We start from the raw sequence: 15,836 nt of genomic DNA on the forward strand, positions 1-15,836 counted from the left end.
GGCAGGCGTTCAGGCGTTATTCCTACTTACTTCAGGTTGATGATTTTCTTGGCATCCGCCTGGTTCTTCACGCCCTTCGCCAGCGCCTGCTGGGCGGCCTGCTTGGCCTCCGGGACACGACCTTCACTGTGCAAAACGCGTGCCAGATTCAGGTAGGTCTCACCGTCCTTGGAGAGCGGGGCGGCCTTCTGCCACGCATCGATCGCCTGCGGCACCTGGTCGGAGTAGTAGTAGGACTGGGCCAGTGCCAGGTAGACCTGGTAATCCGGCTTCAGGATGCCCTTCTGCAACCCCTCGTTGATGACCGCGATGACGTCCTTTTCCTTGTTCTCGGTGTTGGCATAGATCGAGTACAGCTGCTTGTACTCGCGCTCTTCGGTGAGCTGGCCGCTGCTGCGCAGCTTGTCCATCACCGCGGCGGCCTTCGGCATCTGGTCGGCCTGCATGTACATGTTGGCCAGGTTCAGCTGCGCTTTCTTGTCGTTCGGGTTCTTGGCCGCCAGCGCTTCGGCGGCCTGCACGGCCTCACCGGTCTGGCCCGCTTCGGACAGTGCGGCCATCAGCAGCTGGTTCCAGTTGTCCTTCGGCTCGGCAGCGCCGGCAATGGCCTGCTTCAGCACCGGGATCGCTTCCTGGTAGCGCTCCAGCTGGTACAGCGCCTGGCCCTTGATGATCAGCTCTTCCGGCTTGGTCGACTTGCTCTCGGCGAAGTACTTGTCCAGGGTCGCCAGGCCTTCAGCGGTCTGGTCTTCCTGGATCTGCAGCTGGCCCAGCATCAGCATCGACTGGAAGTGGCCGTTGTTGTCGAGGCCGTTGAACTGCAGCACCTGCTTCAGGTACGCGATGGCCGCGGCGGTGTCGTCGGTCTGGTAGGCGGCCTGCGATGCCAGCTGCGCGGCCAGCGACTTGTCGTACTCGTTGGCGCCGTCGGTGGCCAGGATCTCGTCGGCCAGCGTGCGGGTCTCCGGGAACTTTTCCTTGTTGTAGCTGTCAATCATCTTCTGCAGCTTGCTGCCCAGCTTGGCCGACGACTTCGCTGCCGGTTCCTGGCGGGTCGCGTTCGGGAACAGCACTTCGGCCTTGGCCTGCTTGCCGCCACGGTTGCCACGCTCGGACGAACGCGAGGACTGCGCGAACGCGTCGGTGACCACGGCGCCGGTCAGGGCAGTGGCGATGAGGACGGAAAGCACAGCTTTGTGGTTACGGAAAATCATCGTTCACCTCGATCGAACCGCCGGTAGCGGCAAAGTCGGACTGTCAGAAAAATCTGAGCCGCCAAACGTATCAGAAACAGATGGCGTGAGAAATCGTTTTATGTGCTGCAATACAGCATGAATCTGCGCACTCAGCCACACTTTGGCCGGCGTCCGGCCGCCTGCGCCTGCTGGTAGACGGGGCCGAGCGCCGGCACATCACGCTGCAACTCCCTGATCCGATTGGCTGGATCGGGATGGGTCGACAACCATTGCGGGCTGCGACCGCCACTGGCGGCCATCATGTTCTGCCACAGATCGACGGCCTGGGCGGGGTTGAATCCGGCCTCGGCCATCAACCGCTGACCGATCACGTCAGCCTCGCTTTCCTGGGTGCGTGAGCCGGGCAACAGGAACGCGGTCTGCGCCCCCATCCCGCCCAGCTGGTTGACCGTACTGGCTGCGCCTTCGCCGCCATAGGCGCCGGCCAGCGCGCCCAGCACCGCCAATCCGGTCTGCGCGCCCATCTGCCGGGTGATGCGTTCTTCGTGGTGGCGGGCGATCACGTGGCCGATTTCATGGCCGATCACCGCTGCCAGCTGATCCTGGTTCTTGGCAACGCTGAAGATGCCGGTGTTGACCCCGACCTTGCCGCCGGGCAGGGCGAAGGCATTGGGTTCCTTGTCGACGAACACCGCCGTTTCCCACCGTACGCCACGGTACTGAGGCGGCAGCTGTGCAACGAGCGCGTTGACCACGCATTGCACGTAGCCGTTCTGGCGGCCATCGCTGCTGATCTTCTCTTTCTGCTTGGTTTCGGCGAACGCCTGCGCACCCAGCTGGTCCAGCTGTGCCTGCGACACACCGCCCACCATCTGCCGACGGCCGGTGGGTGAAGTGGTGGTCGCGCAGGCGCTGACCAGAGTGGTGATGACGATGGCCAGCAGCAGTTGTTTCATGGACCCACCCCCGTGTTCAGAAGCCCAGTGTGTAACGGGTCTGCTTAATCTTTCGTCAAGCGGACAGCGCCTTACGTTGCCCCGAAAAACACCAGGGCCGCAAGCGCCACGGCATTGTTCAGCGCATGGGCGGCGATCGCTGCCCACAAGGTGCCGGTGCGGCGGTACAGCCAGCAGAACGCAGCGCCCATGCCGCCATAGACCAGCCAGAGCTGGGCAGTACCGAGCAGGGAGTTCTTGCTGACCCCGGGCACTTCATGGACCAGGGCAAAGGCCAGGCTGCTGAGGACAATGCCAAGCCATGGACGCCCGGCCTGCCAGAGGCGCCCGAACAGGACGCGACGGAACAGCAGTTCCTCGTAGGCGGGTGCCAGCACGATTGCAAACAGCGCCAGGAATACAGGGAAACGCGCAATCGCGTTCTGCATCAGTTCGAGATTGGTGGGAACCGGCTCGATGCCCATCTGCTTGGCAAGGAAGGCAATGCCGTTGCTTCCCAGCACGATCAGCAAGGCGACCAGCAGAGTCCAGCCCCAAGTGGAAGGTCGCTGCAGAGCCTGGCGCGAATGCTGGCGCTCAGCGGCATTGGCAGGGCGACGCCAGAAGTAGACCAGCAGGGCCGCACCACCGGTGGCGATCAATGCCATCAGGATCTGCCCCAGCGCACCGGGTTGGCCAACAGAGGCGATAGTACCGGCGGCAGCGCCTTGCGCATTGGCCGCGCTGATCTGCAGGCTGCGGTAGAGCCCCCATATCGCCCCGCAGACGACACTCAGACCGAACAAGGCGACTGTCGCGATTCCCAGATCGATGAAGAAGCCCGCCAGCGGCGAGGAGGCGCGGGGCGTGACAGTAGCCGGTGGAACCGGCGGCGGAGCGGAAACCGGGGCGGAAGCGGACATCGATTACCTGCGATCAAGGGACAAAAGCCGGCGCGCCTCCCCGCGCGCCGGCCACCATCCGATTGTGTCAGATATCCAGGTTGGCGACCTTCAGCGCGTTGTCTTCGATGAAGTCGCGGCGCGGTTCGACCACATCACCCATCAGGGTGCTGAAGATCTGGTCAGCGGCCACCGCATCTTCGATACGCACCTGCAGCAGGCGACGGGTATCGGGATTGACGGTGGTGTCCCACAGCTGTTCCGGATTCATTTCGCCCAGACCCTTGAATCGCTGGATCTGACGGCCGCGCTTGGCTTCGTCCAGCAGCCAGTTGCGGGCCTGCGCGAACGATTCGACCTCGATCGACTTGGCGCCACGGGTGATGACCGCGCCTTCGCGGACCAGACCGTGCAGCAGCTGCGCTGCCTGGTGGATGCCACGCAGCTCGCCGCTTTCAAGCGCGGACAGCGGCAGCACCTGGATGTGCTGTTCGCCCATGTGGCTGCGCGTGACCAGCACCGCAGCCGGACGCTGCTCGTTGGGTTCCTGCAGTTCCAGGGTGAAACGGGCGCTGCCGAGGTTGCCCTGGTTGAGGTGCTTGGCCAGCGCGTCCAGGCCTTCGCCGGGACCTGCGTTGCGCAGGTTTTCCAGCTCCAACGGCATGAAGTCGACCAGCGCTTCGAGCAGGTTGCGGTCGTAACGATGGGTATTGCGGTTGATCGTGTCCTGCGCGGCAGCGTAGGCAAGCAGCAGCTTTTCCAGCGCCACGCCATCGATCGGCGGCTCGCCGCTGGCCGGCACCAGCCCCGCGTTCTCCACTGCGCTGCTGGCCAGATAGCTGTCCAGCGCCGGATCGTCCTTCAGGTACAGCTCCTGCTTGCCCTGCTTGATCTTGTACAGCGGCGGCAGGCCGATATAGACATAACCACGCTCGATCAGCTCCGGCATCTGACGGTAGAAGAACGTCAGCAGCAGGGTGCGGATGTGCGCGCCGTCGACGTCGGCGTCGGTCATGATGATGATCTTGTGGTAACGCAGCTTGTCCGGGTTGTACTCGTCGCGACCGATGCCGGTGCCCAGCGCGGTGATCAGCGTACCCACCTGGTCCGACGCCAGCATGCGGTCGAAGCGTGCACGTTCCACGTTGAGGATCTTGCCGCGCAGCGGCAGCACCGCCTGGTTCTTGCGGTTGCGGCCCTGCTTGGCCGAACCACCTGCCGAGTCACCCTCGACGATGAACAGTTCGGACAGCGCCGGATCCTTTTCCTGGCAGTCGGCCAGCTTGCCCGGCAGGCCGGCGATATCCAGCGCACCCTTGCGGCGGGTCAGGTCGCGGGCCTTGCGCGCGGCTTCGCGGGCACGGGCAGCGTCGACGATCTTGCCGGCGATGGCCTTGGCTTCGTTCGGGTTTTCCTGCAGGAACTCTTCCAGGCGCTGGCCGAATGCGCTTTCCACGGCCGGACGCACATCCGAGCTGACCAGCTTTTCCTTGGTCTGGCTGGAGAAGCTCGGGTCCGGCACCTTCACCGACAGCACCGCGATCATGCCTTCGCGCATGTCATCGCCGGTCAGGTTGATCTTGGCCTGCTTGGCGATGCCGTTCTGCTCGATGTAGTTGTTGAGCACGCGGGTCAACGCGCCACGGAAGCCGGCCAGGTGGGTACCGCCGTCCTTCTGCGGAATGTTGTTGGTGAAGCAGTACATCGTCTCCTGGTAGGAGTCGGTCCACTGCAGCGCCACTTCCACGGTGATGCCGTTGGATTCGCCGGTTACCGAGATCACGTTCGGGTGCAACGGCGTCTTCAACTGCGCCAGATGCTCCACGAAGCTGCGGATGCCGCCCTCGTAATGGAAGTCGTCGCGGCGGCCATCACCACGCTCGTCCACCAGCACGATCTTGACGCCGGAATTGAGGAAGGACAGTTCGCGCAGGCGACGGGCCAGGATGTCGTAGTGGAATTCCACGTTGTCGTGGAAAGCCTTTACCGACGGCCAGAAGCGCAGGGTGGTACCGCGCTTGGTGCTGGGACCGACCTGCTTCAGCGGATGCAGTGCTGCGCCGTCGGCGTATTCCTGCTGGTAGTGGAAACCGCCCTGGTAGATATCCAGGACCAGCTTCTGCGACAGCGCGTTGACCACGCTGACGCCCACGCCGTGCAGGCCGCCGGAAACCTTGTAGCTGTTGTCGTCGAACTTGCCGCCTGCGTGCAGGACCGTCATCACGACTTCGGCTGCAGACACGTCGCGGTCGAGCTTCTTGCTCATCTGCTCGTGCTTGCCCGTCGGAATGCCGCGACCGTTGTCGGACACTCCGACCGAGCCGTCGGCATGGATCGTCACCGACACGTGGTCGGCATGGCCGGCGAGGGCTTCGTCGATCGAGTTGTCGACGACCTCGAACACCATGTGATGCAGGCCGGTGCCGTCATGGACGTCGCCGATGTACATGCCTGGGCGCTTGCGGACAGCCTCCAGGCCTTCCAGGGCCGTAATGCTGTTGGCGTCGTAGTTGCCGTTGTTTGCCGGGGTGTTCTGTTCGTCGGTCATTGCGCTTGCCGTAGGCTCCGCAGGTCGGACACCGCTTTGAGCGATGTGCCGAGAATGAAGGGATAGCAGCCTGAATTATACCAGCCGGGGCTGAGCGGCCTTGCCGTGCCCACTATGGCACAGCCACGATCTGTGCATGTTCCACGTGGAACCGGGTGATGTTGCTCAGAGTCTCCAGTGCTGCAGGCGTTTCTGTTGCAGTGATGAATATCTGCGCCGGTGCCGCCAACAGGCGGTGCAGTACCCGGGCCTGGTGTGTGCGATCCAGCTCCGAGGCCAGATCGTCGAGCGCGATGACGGGCCACTCGCCACGCTGCTCGGCGTAATCCTCCGCCTGGGCCAGTAGACAGGCGAGGGCGGTGAGCTTGGCCTGGCCGCGTGACAGCGCATCGCGACCCGGGATGCTCTGGAACGCCACGCTCCAGTCCGCCCGGTGTGGGCCCAGCGAGGTGTAACCCGCCTGACGGTCGCGATCGCGCGCCAGCAGAAGGGCATCTGCCAGCGGAACCTCGTGCCGGCGCCAACCGGGACTCAGATTCAGGCCCACGATTCCCAGTTGCGGAGCCAGTGCCTCGGCCAGGGCGATGGTTCGGGACTGCAGCCGCTCCAGGTAGTGCTGCCGACGGCTGGTCAGCGGTTCTCCCGCCTCGGCCAGCTCGTGATCCCAGGTATCGAGCATCCGCGACGGCCCGCCCTGCTTGAGCAGAGCATTGCGCTGCTTCAACGCGCGCGAGTAGCGCCGCCACAAGGATAGGAAGTCTGGTTCCACGTGGAACAGGCCCCAATCCAGAAAGCGCCGACGCGGCTCGCCACCACCACTCACCAAGGCGTGACTGCCCGGTTCAAAGGTCACCACAGCCAGGGCGGCACACAGGTTTCCGAGTTGGGCGACGTCTTCGCCATCCAGCCGCCCCTTCCACTCCTGCCCGCTATGCCGCAACCCGGCTTTTCGCCTCTGCACGGGCAGATCACCGCGTTGCTCGTCCCATTCCACGAAGACTTCCAGGGCTTCATGGCCCTGACGCACCAGGCCATCGCGTACCCGCCCGCGGAAACTCCGCCCATAGGCCATCAGATGCAACGCTTCCAGGACGCTGGTCTTGCCAGCGCCGTTGTCACCGGTCAGCAGATTCACCCCTGGCTGGGGTGACAGCTCCACCACATCGAAACGACGCAAGTGGTGGAGGGCAAGACGACGAATCTGCATGGGATGCGACAGACCATCCGCACATGGCGGTAGAGGGGCGGGGAATCACCCAGCTTACTGCATTGGTCAAGCCAGCCAGCGTGGATCGGACGTGGACCGGCATCAGCGGGGCGTTGCAGCCTTGGAGAACACGGGTTCCACGTGGCGGAGGCCTGCCGGCATGCAGGCGGCCGGAGACAGTGGCCGAAATCGTTCAAATCCGGCAGGAAGCCAAGGCTCAAGGCGTCCAGATTTCGCCATTCCGAAGACGGCTTCCCCGGCTCATGGCCTGACTCCACACCGAGATTGCAGTCAGTGCTCCCCAGATTTCTTGAAATCTGCGACCAAGGCCCCTGCCAGGTTCCACAGATTTCAAGAAATTCAAAGCGGCAGTTCCACGCAATCCACAGCGGGTTTGTATGACTTATACACAAGGTGTGGGCGAACTGTGGATAAAAAAGGCACTTTTCCTCGGCTGTAAAACTATCCACAGGTTCCCCCCCAGGCTTGATGGCCTATATACAGGGGGTTTCAACCTTATAAAAGCTTTTTAAAACAGACACATAGCCTACTTTTACATGAAATCTGGCCCTACCATCACCACCAAGCTTTTGATTTATACCCAGATTTAGAAGCTAGGGAAGCGCCGAAATTCCACAAACGAGGCCTGTGGACAGAGAGGTCAGCACGCAGGCGGAAGCCGCTGGTTCGGATCCCGCTGCGTGCTCATATCCAACGTGTCTCGTCATCTCAGCATGTGGATTCCACAGCTGGCTTCCCGGGACCGTGGGTTCCATGCGCCGACAACCCATCAGGGCAACGTGGATGCTCTCATCGGCAAGGAGCGACGATGGCGGCGGTAGCATTCGCAACGATGCTCCACGTGGAACAAAAAAAGACGCCCTGGAGATCCCGGGCGTCCATGTGTTCCACGTGGAACGGCGCAGCTGTCAGAGACGCAACGGCATCACCACATGACGCGACTTCTCGCTGCTGGATTCGCGCACCAGCGCCGAGGAATTGGAATCGCGCAGCTGGATGATCACTTCTTCGTCGCGCAGGGCGGAGAGGGCATCCAGCAGGTAGTTCACGTTGAAGCCGATGGCCAGGTCGCTGACCGTGGTGTCGGCCTCGATCTCTTCCTGGGCTTCTTCCTGCTCCGGGTTGTGCGCGCTGATCTTCAGGTTGCCCGGCGAAACTTCCACGCGGATGCCGCGGTACTTCTCGTTGGACAGGATCGCAGCACGCTGCAGCGAGGCACGCAGTGCTTCGCGATCAACCTTCACCTCGCGGTCGGCACCAATCGGAATCACTGCCTCGTAATCCGGGAAGCGACCGTCGATCAGCTTCGAAGTGAAGGTCACATCGTCGCGCTTCACGCGAACGTGGCTACGGCCGACTTCCAGTTCGATCTCGCGATCACCGCTTTCCAGCAGGCGCTGCAACTCGGTGACGCCCTTGCGCGGCACGATGATCTGGCGCTTGGAACCGCTGGGCTTGGCCAGATCGGTTTCGCACAGGGCCAGCCGATGACCGTCGGTGGCGACAGTGCGCAGCGCATCTCCGCGCAGGTCGAACAGCAGGCCGTTGAGGTAATAGCGCACGTCCTGCTGGGCCATCGCGAACGCAGTGCGCTCGATCAGCTCCTTCAGGGTGGCTTCGCCGATCGCAACACGCTCGGTGGCTTCCACTTCGTCCACCGACGGGAAGTCGTTGGAGGGCAGGGTGGCCAGGGTGAAGCGGCTGCGTCCTGCCTGCACGGTGATCTTGTCACCGGTCTGCGAGACGGTGATCCGGCTGCCATCAGGCAGGGCGCGGATGATCTCGAACAGCTTGCGGGCGGGAATGGTGGTTTCGCCGTCCTGGGCATCTTCAACCGCGATCCGCGACACCATCTCCACTTCCAGGTCGGTACCGGTCAGCGACAGCTGGCCGTTCTGCACCTGCACCAGGAAATTGGCCAGAACCGGAAGGGTCTGGCGGCGTTCGACCACGTTGACGACCTGTGCCAACGGCTTGAGAAAGGCTTCGCGCTGCAGTGTGAAACGCATGTGGTTCCGTGCCCCTATGCTTTAAAAAAATGTGGAATAAATCAAAAGCTTGGTGGTGCTGGTAGAGCCAGAATCGCTGGAAAACACAGCTAAGTCTTTGTAAACAAAAGGGTTTCAGGCTTCGAAACCCTCTGCATTACCAGCCCCCAAGGGGTGGGGAAAGCTGTGGATAAATCTTCCGGGAAATCCAACGGCATTTTTATCCACACCCTGTCCCGCGCTTGCTACCGGATTCTGCACCGTTTTATGCGGTGACGCCTCATCGGCGTACGTGCATCATTCGCTCAGCTTCCGGATCAGCTTGTCCCAGTCCTCGCGGAGCTTGCCGTCGGCTTCCATCAGGGTGCGGATCTGCCGGCAGGCATGCAGCACCGTGGTGTGATCGCGACCGGCAAAGGCGTCGCCGATTTCGGGCAGGCTGTGTTCGGTCAGTTCCTTGGTCAGCGCCATGGCAACCTGGCGCGGACGGGCCAGCGACCGGGTCCGACGCTTGGACAGCAGATCCTTGATCTGCAGCCCGTAGTAATCGGCAACGGTTTTCTGGATGTTGGGAATGCTGATCGCCTGCTGCTGGGCGCGCAGCAGGTCGCGCAGGGTTTCCTGGGCGAATTCGGTGGTGATCGCACGGCCGGTGAAATTGGCGCGGGCGGTCAGGGTATTCAGCGCACCCTCGAGGTCGCGCACATTGGAGCGCATCTTCTTGGCAATCAGGAACGCAACGTCATCGGGAATCTCGGCACCACGCTCGCGGGCCTTGGCCAGCACGATCGCAGCGCGGGTCTCGAAGTCCGGCGGCTCGATGGCGACCGACAGGCCCCAGGCAAGCCGCGACTTCAGGCGCGCTTCCAGGCCTTCGACTTCGCGCGGATAGCGGTCGCAGGTCAGGATGATCTGCTGCTTGCCATCGAACAACGCGTTGAAGGTGTGGAAGAACTCTTCCTGGGTGCGATCCTTGCCGGCGAAGAACTGGATGTCATCGATCAGCAGCGCGTCGACCTGCTGGAACTGGCGCTTGAACTGATCCATGGTCTTTTCCTGCAAGGCCCGGATCATCGCGCTGAAGAACTGTTCCGAACGCAGATACAGCACCTTGGCGGCCGGATTGGCCTGACGCATCGCGTTGCCGGCGGCGAACATCAGGTGGGTCTTGCCCAGGCCGGTGCCCCCGTACAGCAGCAGCGGATTGTGCGCGCGGTCGCCCGGCTTCTGCGCCGCCTGGAATGCTGCGGCCAGGCCCAGCTGGTTGCTGCGGCCTTCCACGAAGTTGGCGAAGGTGTAGTGGTTGTCCAGGTTGCCGGCAAAGGGGACCTGCGGCTGCACCGGCGCCTGCGCCGAATGGCTGGAAACCGGCGCGATCTGCGCGTCCACGGGCCGCGGACGCGAGCCGATTTCAAGAAATACGTCGCCGAAACCGGCAAAGTGGGTGACCAGCTCGCGGATCCGCGGCAGGTACAGTTCGCGCACCTGATCGACAATGAAGGCATTCGGTGCATACAGCACCAGGCTGTCAGCGCGCAGATCTGCCTGCAGCGGCTTCAACCAGGTGTGAACATCCTCGGGCGGGAACTCCGCCTCGAGTCGCTCGAGACTACGTGACCAGGCATCCATCAGCAATAATTGTCCGGTGGCCGATGCATAGGCGCGAAAAGGCGCCCAAACACAGGCCTGAAAGGGGGGAAATGGATGGCTCAGCCTACCACCGAGCGCCCGCCTTCGGAATGCTTGTCCCCTACTTATTCACAAAAAGATCCACAGCTATTGCACAGCCCGGTGAATTGGCGTAGCAGACAGGGGTTGACGGGAGGGGGGACACCTCTCTAAAATTTCCGGTTCTTTCCGTCCCATTCATACGAGAGGCCCACATGGCCACCAAGCGCACCTTCCAGCCCAGCAACCTCAAGCGTAAGCGCGACCACGGCTTCCGTGCCCGTATGAAGACCGCTGACGGCCGCAAGATCCTGTCGCGTCGCCGCGCCAAGGGCCGCAAAGTCCTGAGCGCCTGATTGCCATGCCGCATCCAGCGGCAGACGCAATCCATTCGACAGTGAATACTGCAGACCCGCGCAAGCGATTCCCTCGCTCTGCGCGGGTTCGCACGCGTGCCGAATATTCAACGGTCTTCAACGGCGCCCGCCGTGTGTCCGATCCGCTGATGACCCTGCACTGGCTACCGGCTGACCGGCCGGCCAGGCTGGGTCTGGCGGTTTCCCGCAAGGTCGATCCTCACGCCGTTGGGCGTAACCGGATCAAGCGCGTCCTGCGCGACGCCTTGCGTCAGACACGAACCGACATACAGCCAGGCGACTTCGTCGTCGTGGCTCGTACTGCTGCGCGTCATGCCAGCAACGAAGATATCCGCCAGGCCTTCCTGCGCCTGCTGCGGCGCCTGCGCGCATTGCCCGCGCCGGGCGTGGACGGCACAATGCCGCCGCCTGATGGCATTGCCATTTCCTCCGTCACCGAGCCGGCACCGCGTCCCGGCCCCGCTGAGCCTGCCTGCTGATGAACCAGACCCGTGTTTTCCTGATCTTTGCCTGGCTGATGGTGGCCGTGCTGCTGTGGATGGAGTGGAGCCGTGAGAAGTCCGCCCCGACCCCGGCGCCGACGACCAGCTCGGCCCCGGCCGCCGCCCAGAGCGTCCCCGGCGCGTCCCCGGGCAGCATCCCCAGCGCGCAGGTTCCCGGTGCCCCGGGTCAGGCCGCTGCACAGGCCCAGGCCAGCGCCACCCCGTCCGCACAGACCGTGACCATCACCACCGACGTGCTGCGCCTGAAGCTCGATGGCGGCCGCGTGCTCGACGCCGAACTGCTGCAGTTCCCGCAGAGCAAGGACGAAGGCAGCCCGCCGGTGCGCCTGCTGACCGAAGATCCCGCGCATCCCTACAGCGCGATCAGCGGCTGGGCCAGCGAAGACAAGAACACCCCGGTGCCGGGTGCCGACGGCTTCAAGCTGGTCGGTGACACCCGCGACTTCGTGCTGGCCAAGGGCCAGAACGAACTGCAGGTTCCGTTCGTATGGACCGCCGACAACGGCGTGACCATCAAGCGCACCCTGATCGTGGGCCGCAACGAGTATGCGATCCGCTTCAAGGATGAAGTCAGCAATGCCGGCGCCGCGCCGTGGAACGGCTACGTCTACCGCACCCTGGACCGCAGCCCGACGATCCTGTCGCGGAGCATGACCAACCCGGACTCGTTCAGCTTCAACGGTGCCACCTGGTACGACAACGACAAGAAGTACCAGCGTCGTGCGTTCAAGGATTACCTGGACGATGGCGCGCTGAACCAGAACATCACCGGCGGCTGGCTGGCGATGCTGCAGCACCACTTCTTCACCGCCTGGATCCCGCAGAAGGACCAGACCGCACACTACGTGCTGTCGCAGGTGGCCGGTCGTGACCTGATCGAAGCGCGTGGCCCGGCCTTCACCGTGGCCCCGGGCCAGTCCACCAGCACCGAGGCCCGCCTGTGGGTCGGCCCGAAGCTGGTCAACCTGATCGCCAAGGAAGACGTGCCGGGTCTGGACCGTGTGGTCGACTACAGCCGCTTCTCGATGATGGCGGTGATCGGCCAGGGCCTGTTCTGGGTGCTCAACCAGGTGCACAAGCTGGTGGGCAACTGGGGCTGGGCCATCGTCGGCCTGGTGGTGCTGCTGAAGATCGTGCTGTACCCGCTGTCGGCGACGCAGTACAAGAGTGGCGCCAAAATGCGTCGCTTCCAGCCGCGCATCGCACAGCTGAAGGAACGCTATGGCGATGACCGCCAGAAGTTCCAGACCGCGATGATGGAGCTGTACAAGAAGGAAAAGATCAATCCGATGGGCGGCTGTCTGCCGATCCTCATCCAGATGCCGATCTTCTTCGCCCTGTACTGGGTGCTGGTGGAATCGGTCGAACTGCGCCAGGCGCCCTGGTTCGGCTGGATCCAGGACCTGACCGCCCGTGACCCGTACTTCATCCTGCCGGTCATCAACGTAGCGGTGATGTGGTTCACCCAGAAGCTGACGCCGGCACCGGGCATGGACCCGATGCAGCAGAAGATGATGCAGTTCATGCCGCTGGTGTTCGGCGTCATGATGGCCTTCATGCCGTCCGGCCTGGTCCTGTACTGGGTGGTCAATGGTGGACTGGGCCTGCTGCAGCAGTGGTGGATGACCAAGCGCCACGGCAGCGATCCGGTGCCGGCCACGGCAGCCACCGCTCCGGCCAAGAAAAAGTAAGGCGCGTCTGCGCCGACGGGTAGAGCCGGCCGCTGGCCGGCCGGCCCAGCAAAGGCCCGCCGCAAGGCGGGCTTTTCGCATGCGGCGTTAGAATCGCCGGCACACCATTCCCCTTTGTTCGAGTCCGCCATGCCGCGTGCGCCGTCGTTCCGCCTGTTTCTGCCCAGCCTGCTGTTGACCCTGCTCGTGGCTGGCTGTGGCGACAAGGACGCGCAGGCACCGGCGGCGGTTACCCAGCCGAGCGCACAGGCTGCCGCTGCCGCCGACCCGGCCGCCGCGCCGTTGCTGGGCGCATTGCAGAAGCAGCTCGACGGCTATCGACGGATCATCGTGCTGCTGGCCGATGAGGAACAGCAGTCCGCGGCCGATCGCACCACCTCCGCCCGCATCGGCCAGCAGCTGTTCCACGATGGCCTGGAACAGCGCGGCGCCATTGCCACGCAGTTCGACACCCTGCTGCGCGGCACCAGCCCGCAGCGCTTCGCTACCCTGGGCACGGTGCTGGATTACATCGAGTCGGCGCCCGAACTGTTCGATGCCGATCGCCTGGCGTTCCGCGAGGTGCTGCGTGACCTGCACGAACGCATCGGCGCCGATTCCTCGTTGCCGGCGGTGAAGCTGCACCAGCGCATCGGTGAAGACCTGGAGGCGCTGGACGAGATCGAGCGCAACTACAACCAGGAACTGACCCGCATCTTCAGCCGCTTCGAGCGCACCCGTGCCATCGAACTGAAGCGCGAGAAGTGGGACGACTACATCGCGCACCTGCACAATGAATACAGCCGCGAAGCGATCCTGCGCGACTACGGCGTGATCGAGCCGTACCCGATGTCGATGAAGGACAGCGACCGCGAGATCTTCGGCCGCGATCTGCCGCCGAAGACGGTGGTGCTGACCTTCGACGATGGCCCGCACAAGGCCTATACCGATGAAGTGGTGGCCATCCTCAAGCGCTACGACGTACCGGGCGTGTTCTTCGAGGTCGGCCGCAACCTGGGCAAGGTCGACCCCGACGGCAAGGTCAGCCTCGGGCCGATGGCGAAGATCAGCCGCAACCTGATGGAAGAGGGCTACGCCGTCGGCAACCACAGCCTGACCCATGCGCAGCTGTCGCGCACCACCGGCGATGCGCTGCGCCAGCAGGTGCTGGACACCGACACCCTGCTGAAGGACGTGGACAGCAAGCGCGCGCCGCTGTTCCGCTTCCCGTATGGCGCACGCAACGCCGAAGGCCTGCAGCTGCTCAACGAGGCGGGCCTGAAGTCGATCATGTGGAACATCGATTCGATGGACTGGGCCGACCCGGTGCCCGAATCGATCGTGCAGCGCGTGCTCGACCAGGTGAACAAGGAACAGCGCGGCATCATCCTGTTCCACGATATCCACGACCGCGCGGTGAAGGCACTGCCGCAGATCCTGGACCGGCTGATCGCCGACGGCTACCAGTTCGCCGGCTGGAATGGCCGCGACTTCAGCGTCGCCCGACCGCGCAAGGGCAGCGACCGCGATGCCACCGTCACCACCGGCTATGAAAAATCGTGGGCGATCGTGGTCGGCATCGACAACTACGCCAAGTGGCCGAAGCTGGAATACGCCAGCCACGATGCCCAGGCCGTGGCCGATACGCTGACCGGGCAGTTCGGCTTCCCCTCCTCGCAGGTGATCGTGCTGAAGAACGAGCAGGCCACCCGCAACAACATCCTGGCCGCCTTCCACGACCGGCTGTCCGACGACCGCACCGGCAGGAATGATCGCGTGTTCGTGTTCTTCGCCGGCCACGGTGCTACCCGTCAGCTGGCATCCGGGCGCGACCTCGGCTACATCATTCCGGTTGATTCGGACCCGAAGGAATTCGCCACCGATGCCATCGCGATGACCGACATCCAGAACATCGCCGAGAGCATGCAGGCCAAGCATGTGATGTTCGTGATGGATGCCTGCTACAGCGGCCTTGGCCTGACCCGCGGCGGCCCGTCGTCCTCGTCGTTCCTGCGCGAGAATGCACGCCGCAGCGCGCGGCAGATGCTGACCGCTGGCGGCGCCGACCAGCAGGTGGCCGATGCCGGCCCGAACGGACACTCGGTGTTTACCTGGGTGCTGCTGCAGGCATTGGCTGGCAAGGGCGATCTCAATGGCGATGGCCTGATCACCGGTACCGAGCTGGCCGCCTATGTGGCGCCGGCGGTGTCGGCGGTCTCGCAGCAGACGCCGGCGTTCGGCAGCCTGCCCGGCTCGCAGGGGGGCGAGTTCGTGTTCCAGGTGCCGGACAGCCAGGAATACCTCAACGCCGATACGCGCCAGCTGACAGCCGACGCGATCGCCCTGAACAACAAGGTCGACGCTGCCCAGGACGCCAAGAACAGCGAAGCGCCAGTGACCGTGGCCGACCTGCAGGGTGGCAAGGCCAAGCTGGTGGTGCCGACGGCCGGACCGGCCTCGGACCGCCAGCGCTCGCAGCAGGCCAACGACCGTGGCCTGCAGCTGTACCGCGAGAAGCGCTACGACGAAGCCGCCGTGCAGTTCGCCGAGGCACTGAAGCTGCGCCCGGATTTTGCCCAGGCGGCCAACAATCTCGGCTTCGTCTACTACCGCCAGCAACGCTACGCCGAAGCGGCGCGTTGGCTGGAGAACACGCTGAAGATCGATCCGTCGCGCGCGGTGGCCCATCTCAACCTGGGCGATGCCTACTTCCACGTTGGCGACAAGGCCAAGGCGAAGCAGGCCTACACCACCTACCTGGCGCTGCAGCCGCAAGGCAGCGGTGCGGCGCAGGCGCGCGCGCAGCTGGAGAAACTCTGAG

The 15,836-nt window shown here is 63.7% G+C and carries 11 protein-coding genes; 4 read left to right on the forward strand and 7 right to left on the reverse strand.

Going from position 1 to position 15,836, the window contains the following annotated elements; genetic code table 11:
• Positions 1-26 precede the first annotated feature (26 nt).
• The 7 genes from ABIA73_RS15520 to dnaA form a co-directional block, all read right to left on the reverse strand.
• Positions 27-1,214 carry a tetratricopeptide repeat protein gene (locus ABIA73_RS15520; RefSeq protein WP_025875554.1) on the reverse strand — a complete coding sequence of 396 codons (1,188 nt, stop codon included), beginning with the start codon at positions 1,212-1,214 and terminating at the stop codon, positions 27-29.
• 131 nt (positions 1,215-1,345) lie between these two features.
• Positions 1,346-2,152: a M48 family metallopeptidase gene (locus ABIA73_RS15525; protein ID WP_025875555.1), complete on the reverse strand. Its 807-nt coding sequence runs from the start codon at positions 2,150-2,152 to the stop codon at positions 1,346-1,348.
• A 71-nt stretch (positions 2,153-2,223) separates the two neighbouring features.
• Complete coding sequence (locus ABIA73_RS15530; RefSeq protein ID WP_025875556.1) at positions 2,224-3,054, reverse strand: CPBP family intramembrane glutamic endopeptidase; 831 nt, start codon at positions 3,052-3,054, stop codon at positions 2,224-2,226.
• 67 nt (positions 3,055-3,121) lie between these two features.
• Complete coding sequence (gyrB, locus tag ABIA73_RS15535) at positions 3,122-5,581, reverse strand: DNA topoisomerase (ATP-hydrolyzing) subunit B (protein ID WP_033832640.1); 2,460 nt, start codon at positions 5,579-5,581, stop codon at positions 3,122-3,124.
• Positions 5,582-5,693: 112 nt separating this feature from the next.
• Complete coding sequence (recF, locus tag ABIA73_RS15540; protein WP_025875560.1) at positions 5,694-6,788, reverse strand: DNA replication/repair protein RecF; 1,095 nt, start codon at positions 6,786-6,788, stop codon at positions 5,694-5,696.
• Between the two features lie 929 nt (positions 6,789-7,717).
• Positions 7,718-8,818 carry a DNA polymerase III subunit beta gene (dnaN, locus tag ABIA73_RS15545; RefSeq protein WP_005411731.1) on the reverse strand — a complete coding sequence of 367 codons (1,101 nt, stop codon included), beginning with the start codon at positions 8,816-8,818 and terminating at the stop codon, positions 7,718-7,720.
• Between the two features lie 276 nt (positions 8,819-9,094).
• Positions 9,095-10,426 carry a chromosomal replication initiator protein DnaA gene (gene dnaA, locus ABIA73_RS15550; RefSeq protein ID WP_025875573.1) on the reverse strand — a complete coding sequence of 444 codons (1,332 nt, stop codon included), beginning with the start codon at positions 10,424-10,426 and terminating at the stop codon, positions 9,095-9,097.
• Between the two features lie 254 nt (positions 10,427-10,680).
• Here dnaA and rpmH point away from each other — a divergent pair, with 254 nt between their 5' ends.
• The 4 genes from rpmH (at position 10,681) to ABIA73_RS15570 (ending at position 15,835) form a co-directional block, all read left to right on the forward strand.
• A complete protein-coding gene (gene rpmH / locus ABIA73_RS15555) occupies positions 10,681-10,821 on the forward strand; it encodes a 50S ribosomal protein L34 (protein WP_006404565.1) in 141 nt (46 codons plus the stop codon).
• Between the two features lie 5 nt (positions 10,822-10,826).
• Complete coding sequence (gene rnpA / locus ABIA73_RS15560) at positions 10,827-11,321, forward strand: ribonuclease P protein component (RefSeq protein ID WP_025875580.1); 495 nt, start codon at positions 10,827-10,829, stop codon at positions 11,319-11,321.
• Complete coding sequence (gene yidC, locus ABIA73_RS15565; protein WP_025875582.1) at positions 11,321-13,036, forward strand: membrane protein insertase YidC; 1,716 nt, start codon at positions 11,321-11,323, stop codon at positions 13,034-13,036. The genes rnpA and yidC overlap by 1 nt, the downstream gene beginning before the upstream one ends.
• 129 nt (positions 13,037-13,165) lie before the next feature.
• Positions 13,166-15,835 carry a polysaccharide deacetylase family protein gene (locus ABIA73_RS15570; RefSeq protein WP_354275993.1) on the forward strand — a complete coding sequence of 890 codons (2,670 nt, stop codon included), beginning with the start codon at positions 13,166-13,168 and terminating at the stop codon, positions 15,833-15,835.
• Position 15,836: the final 1 nt, after the last annotated feature.

Origin of the sequence: Stenotrophomonas sp. 2694 (assembly GCF_040548715.1) — a bacterium.
GTDB classification, from domain to species: domain Bacteria; phylum Pseudomonadota; class Gammaproteobacteria; order Xanthomonadales; family Xanthomonadaceae; genus Stenotrophomonas; species Stenotrophomonas indicatrix.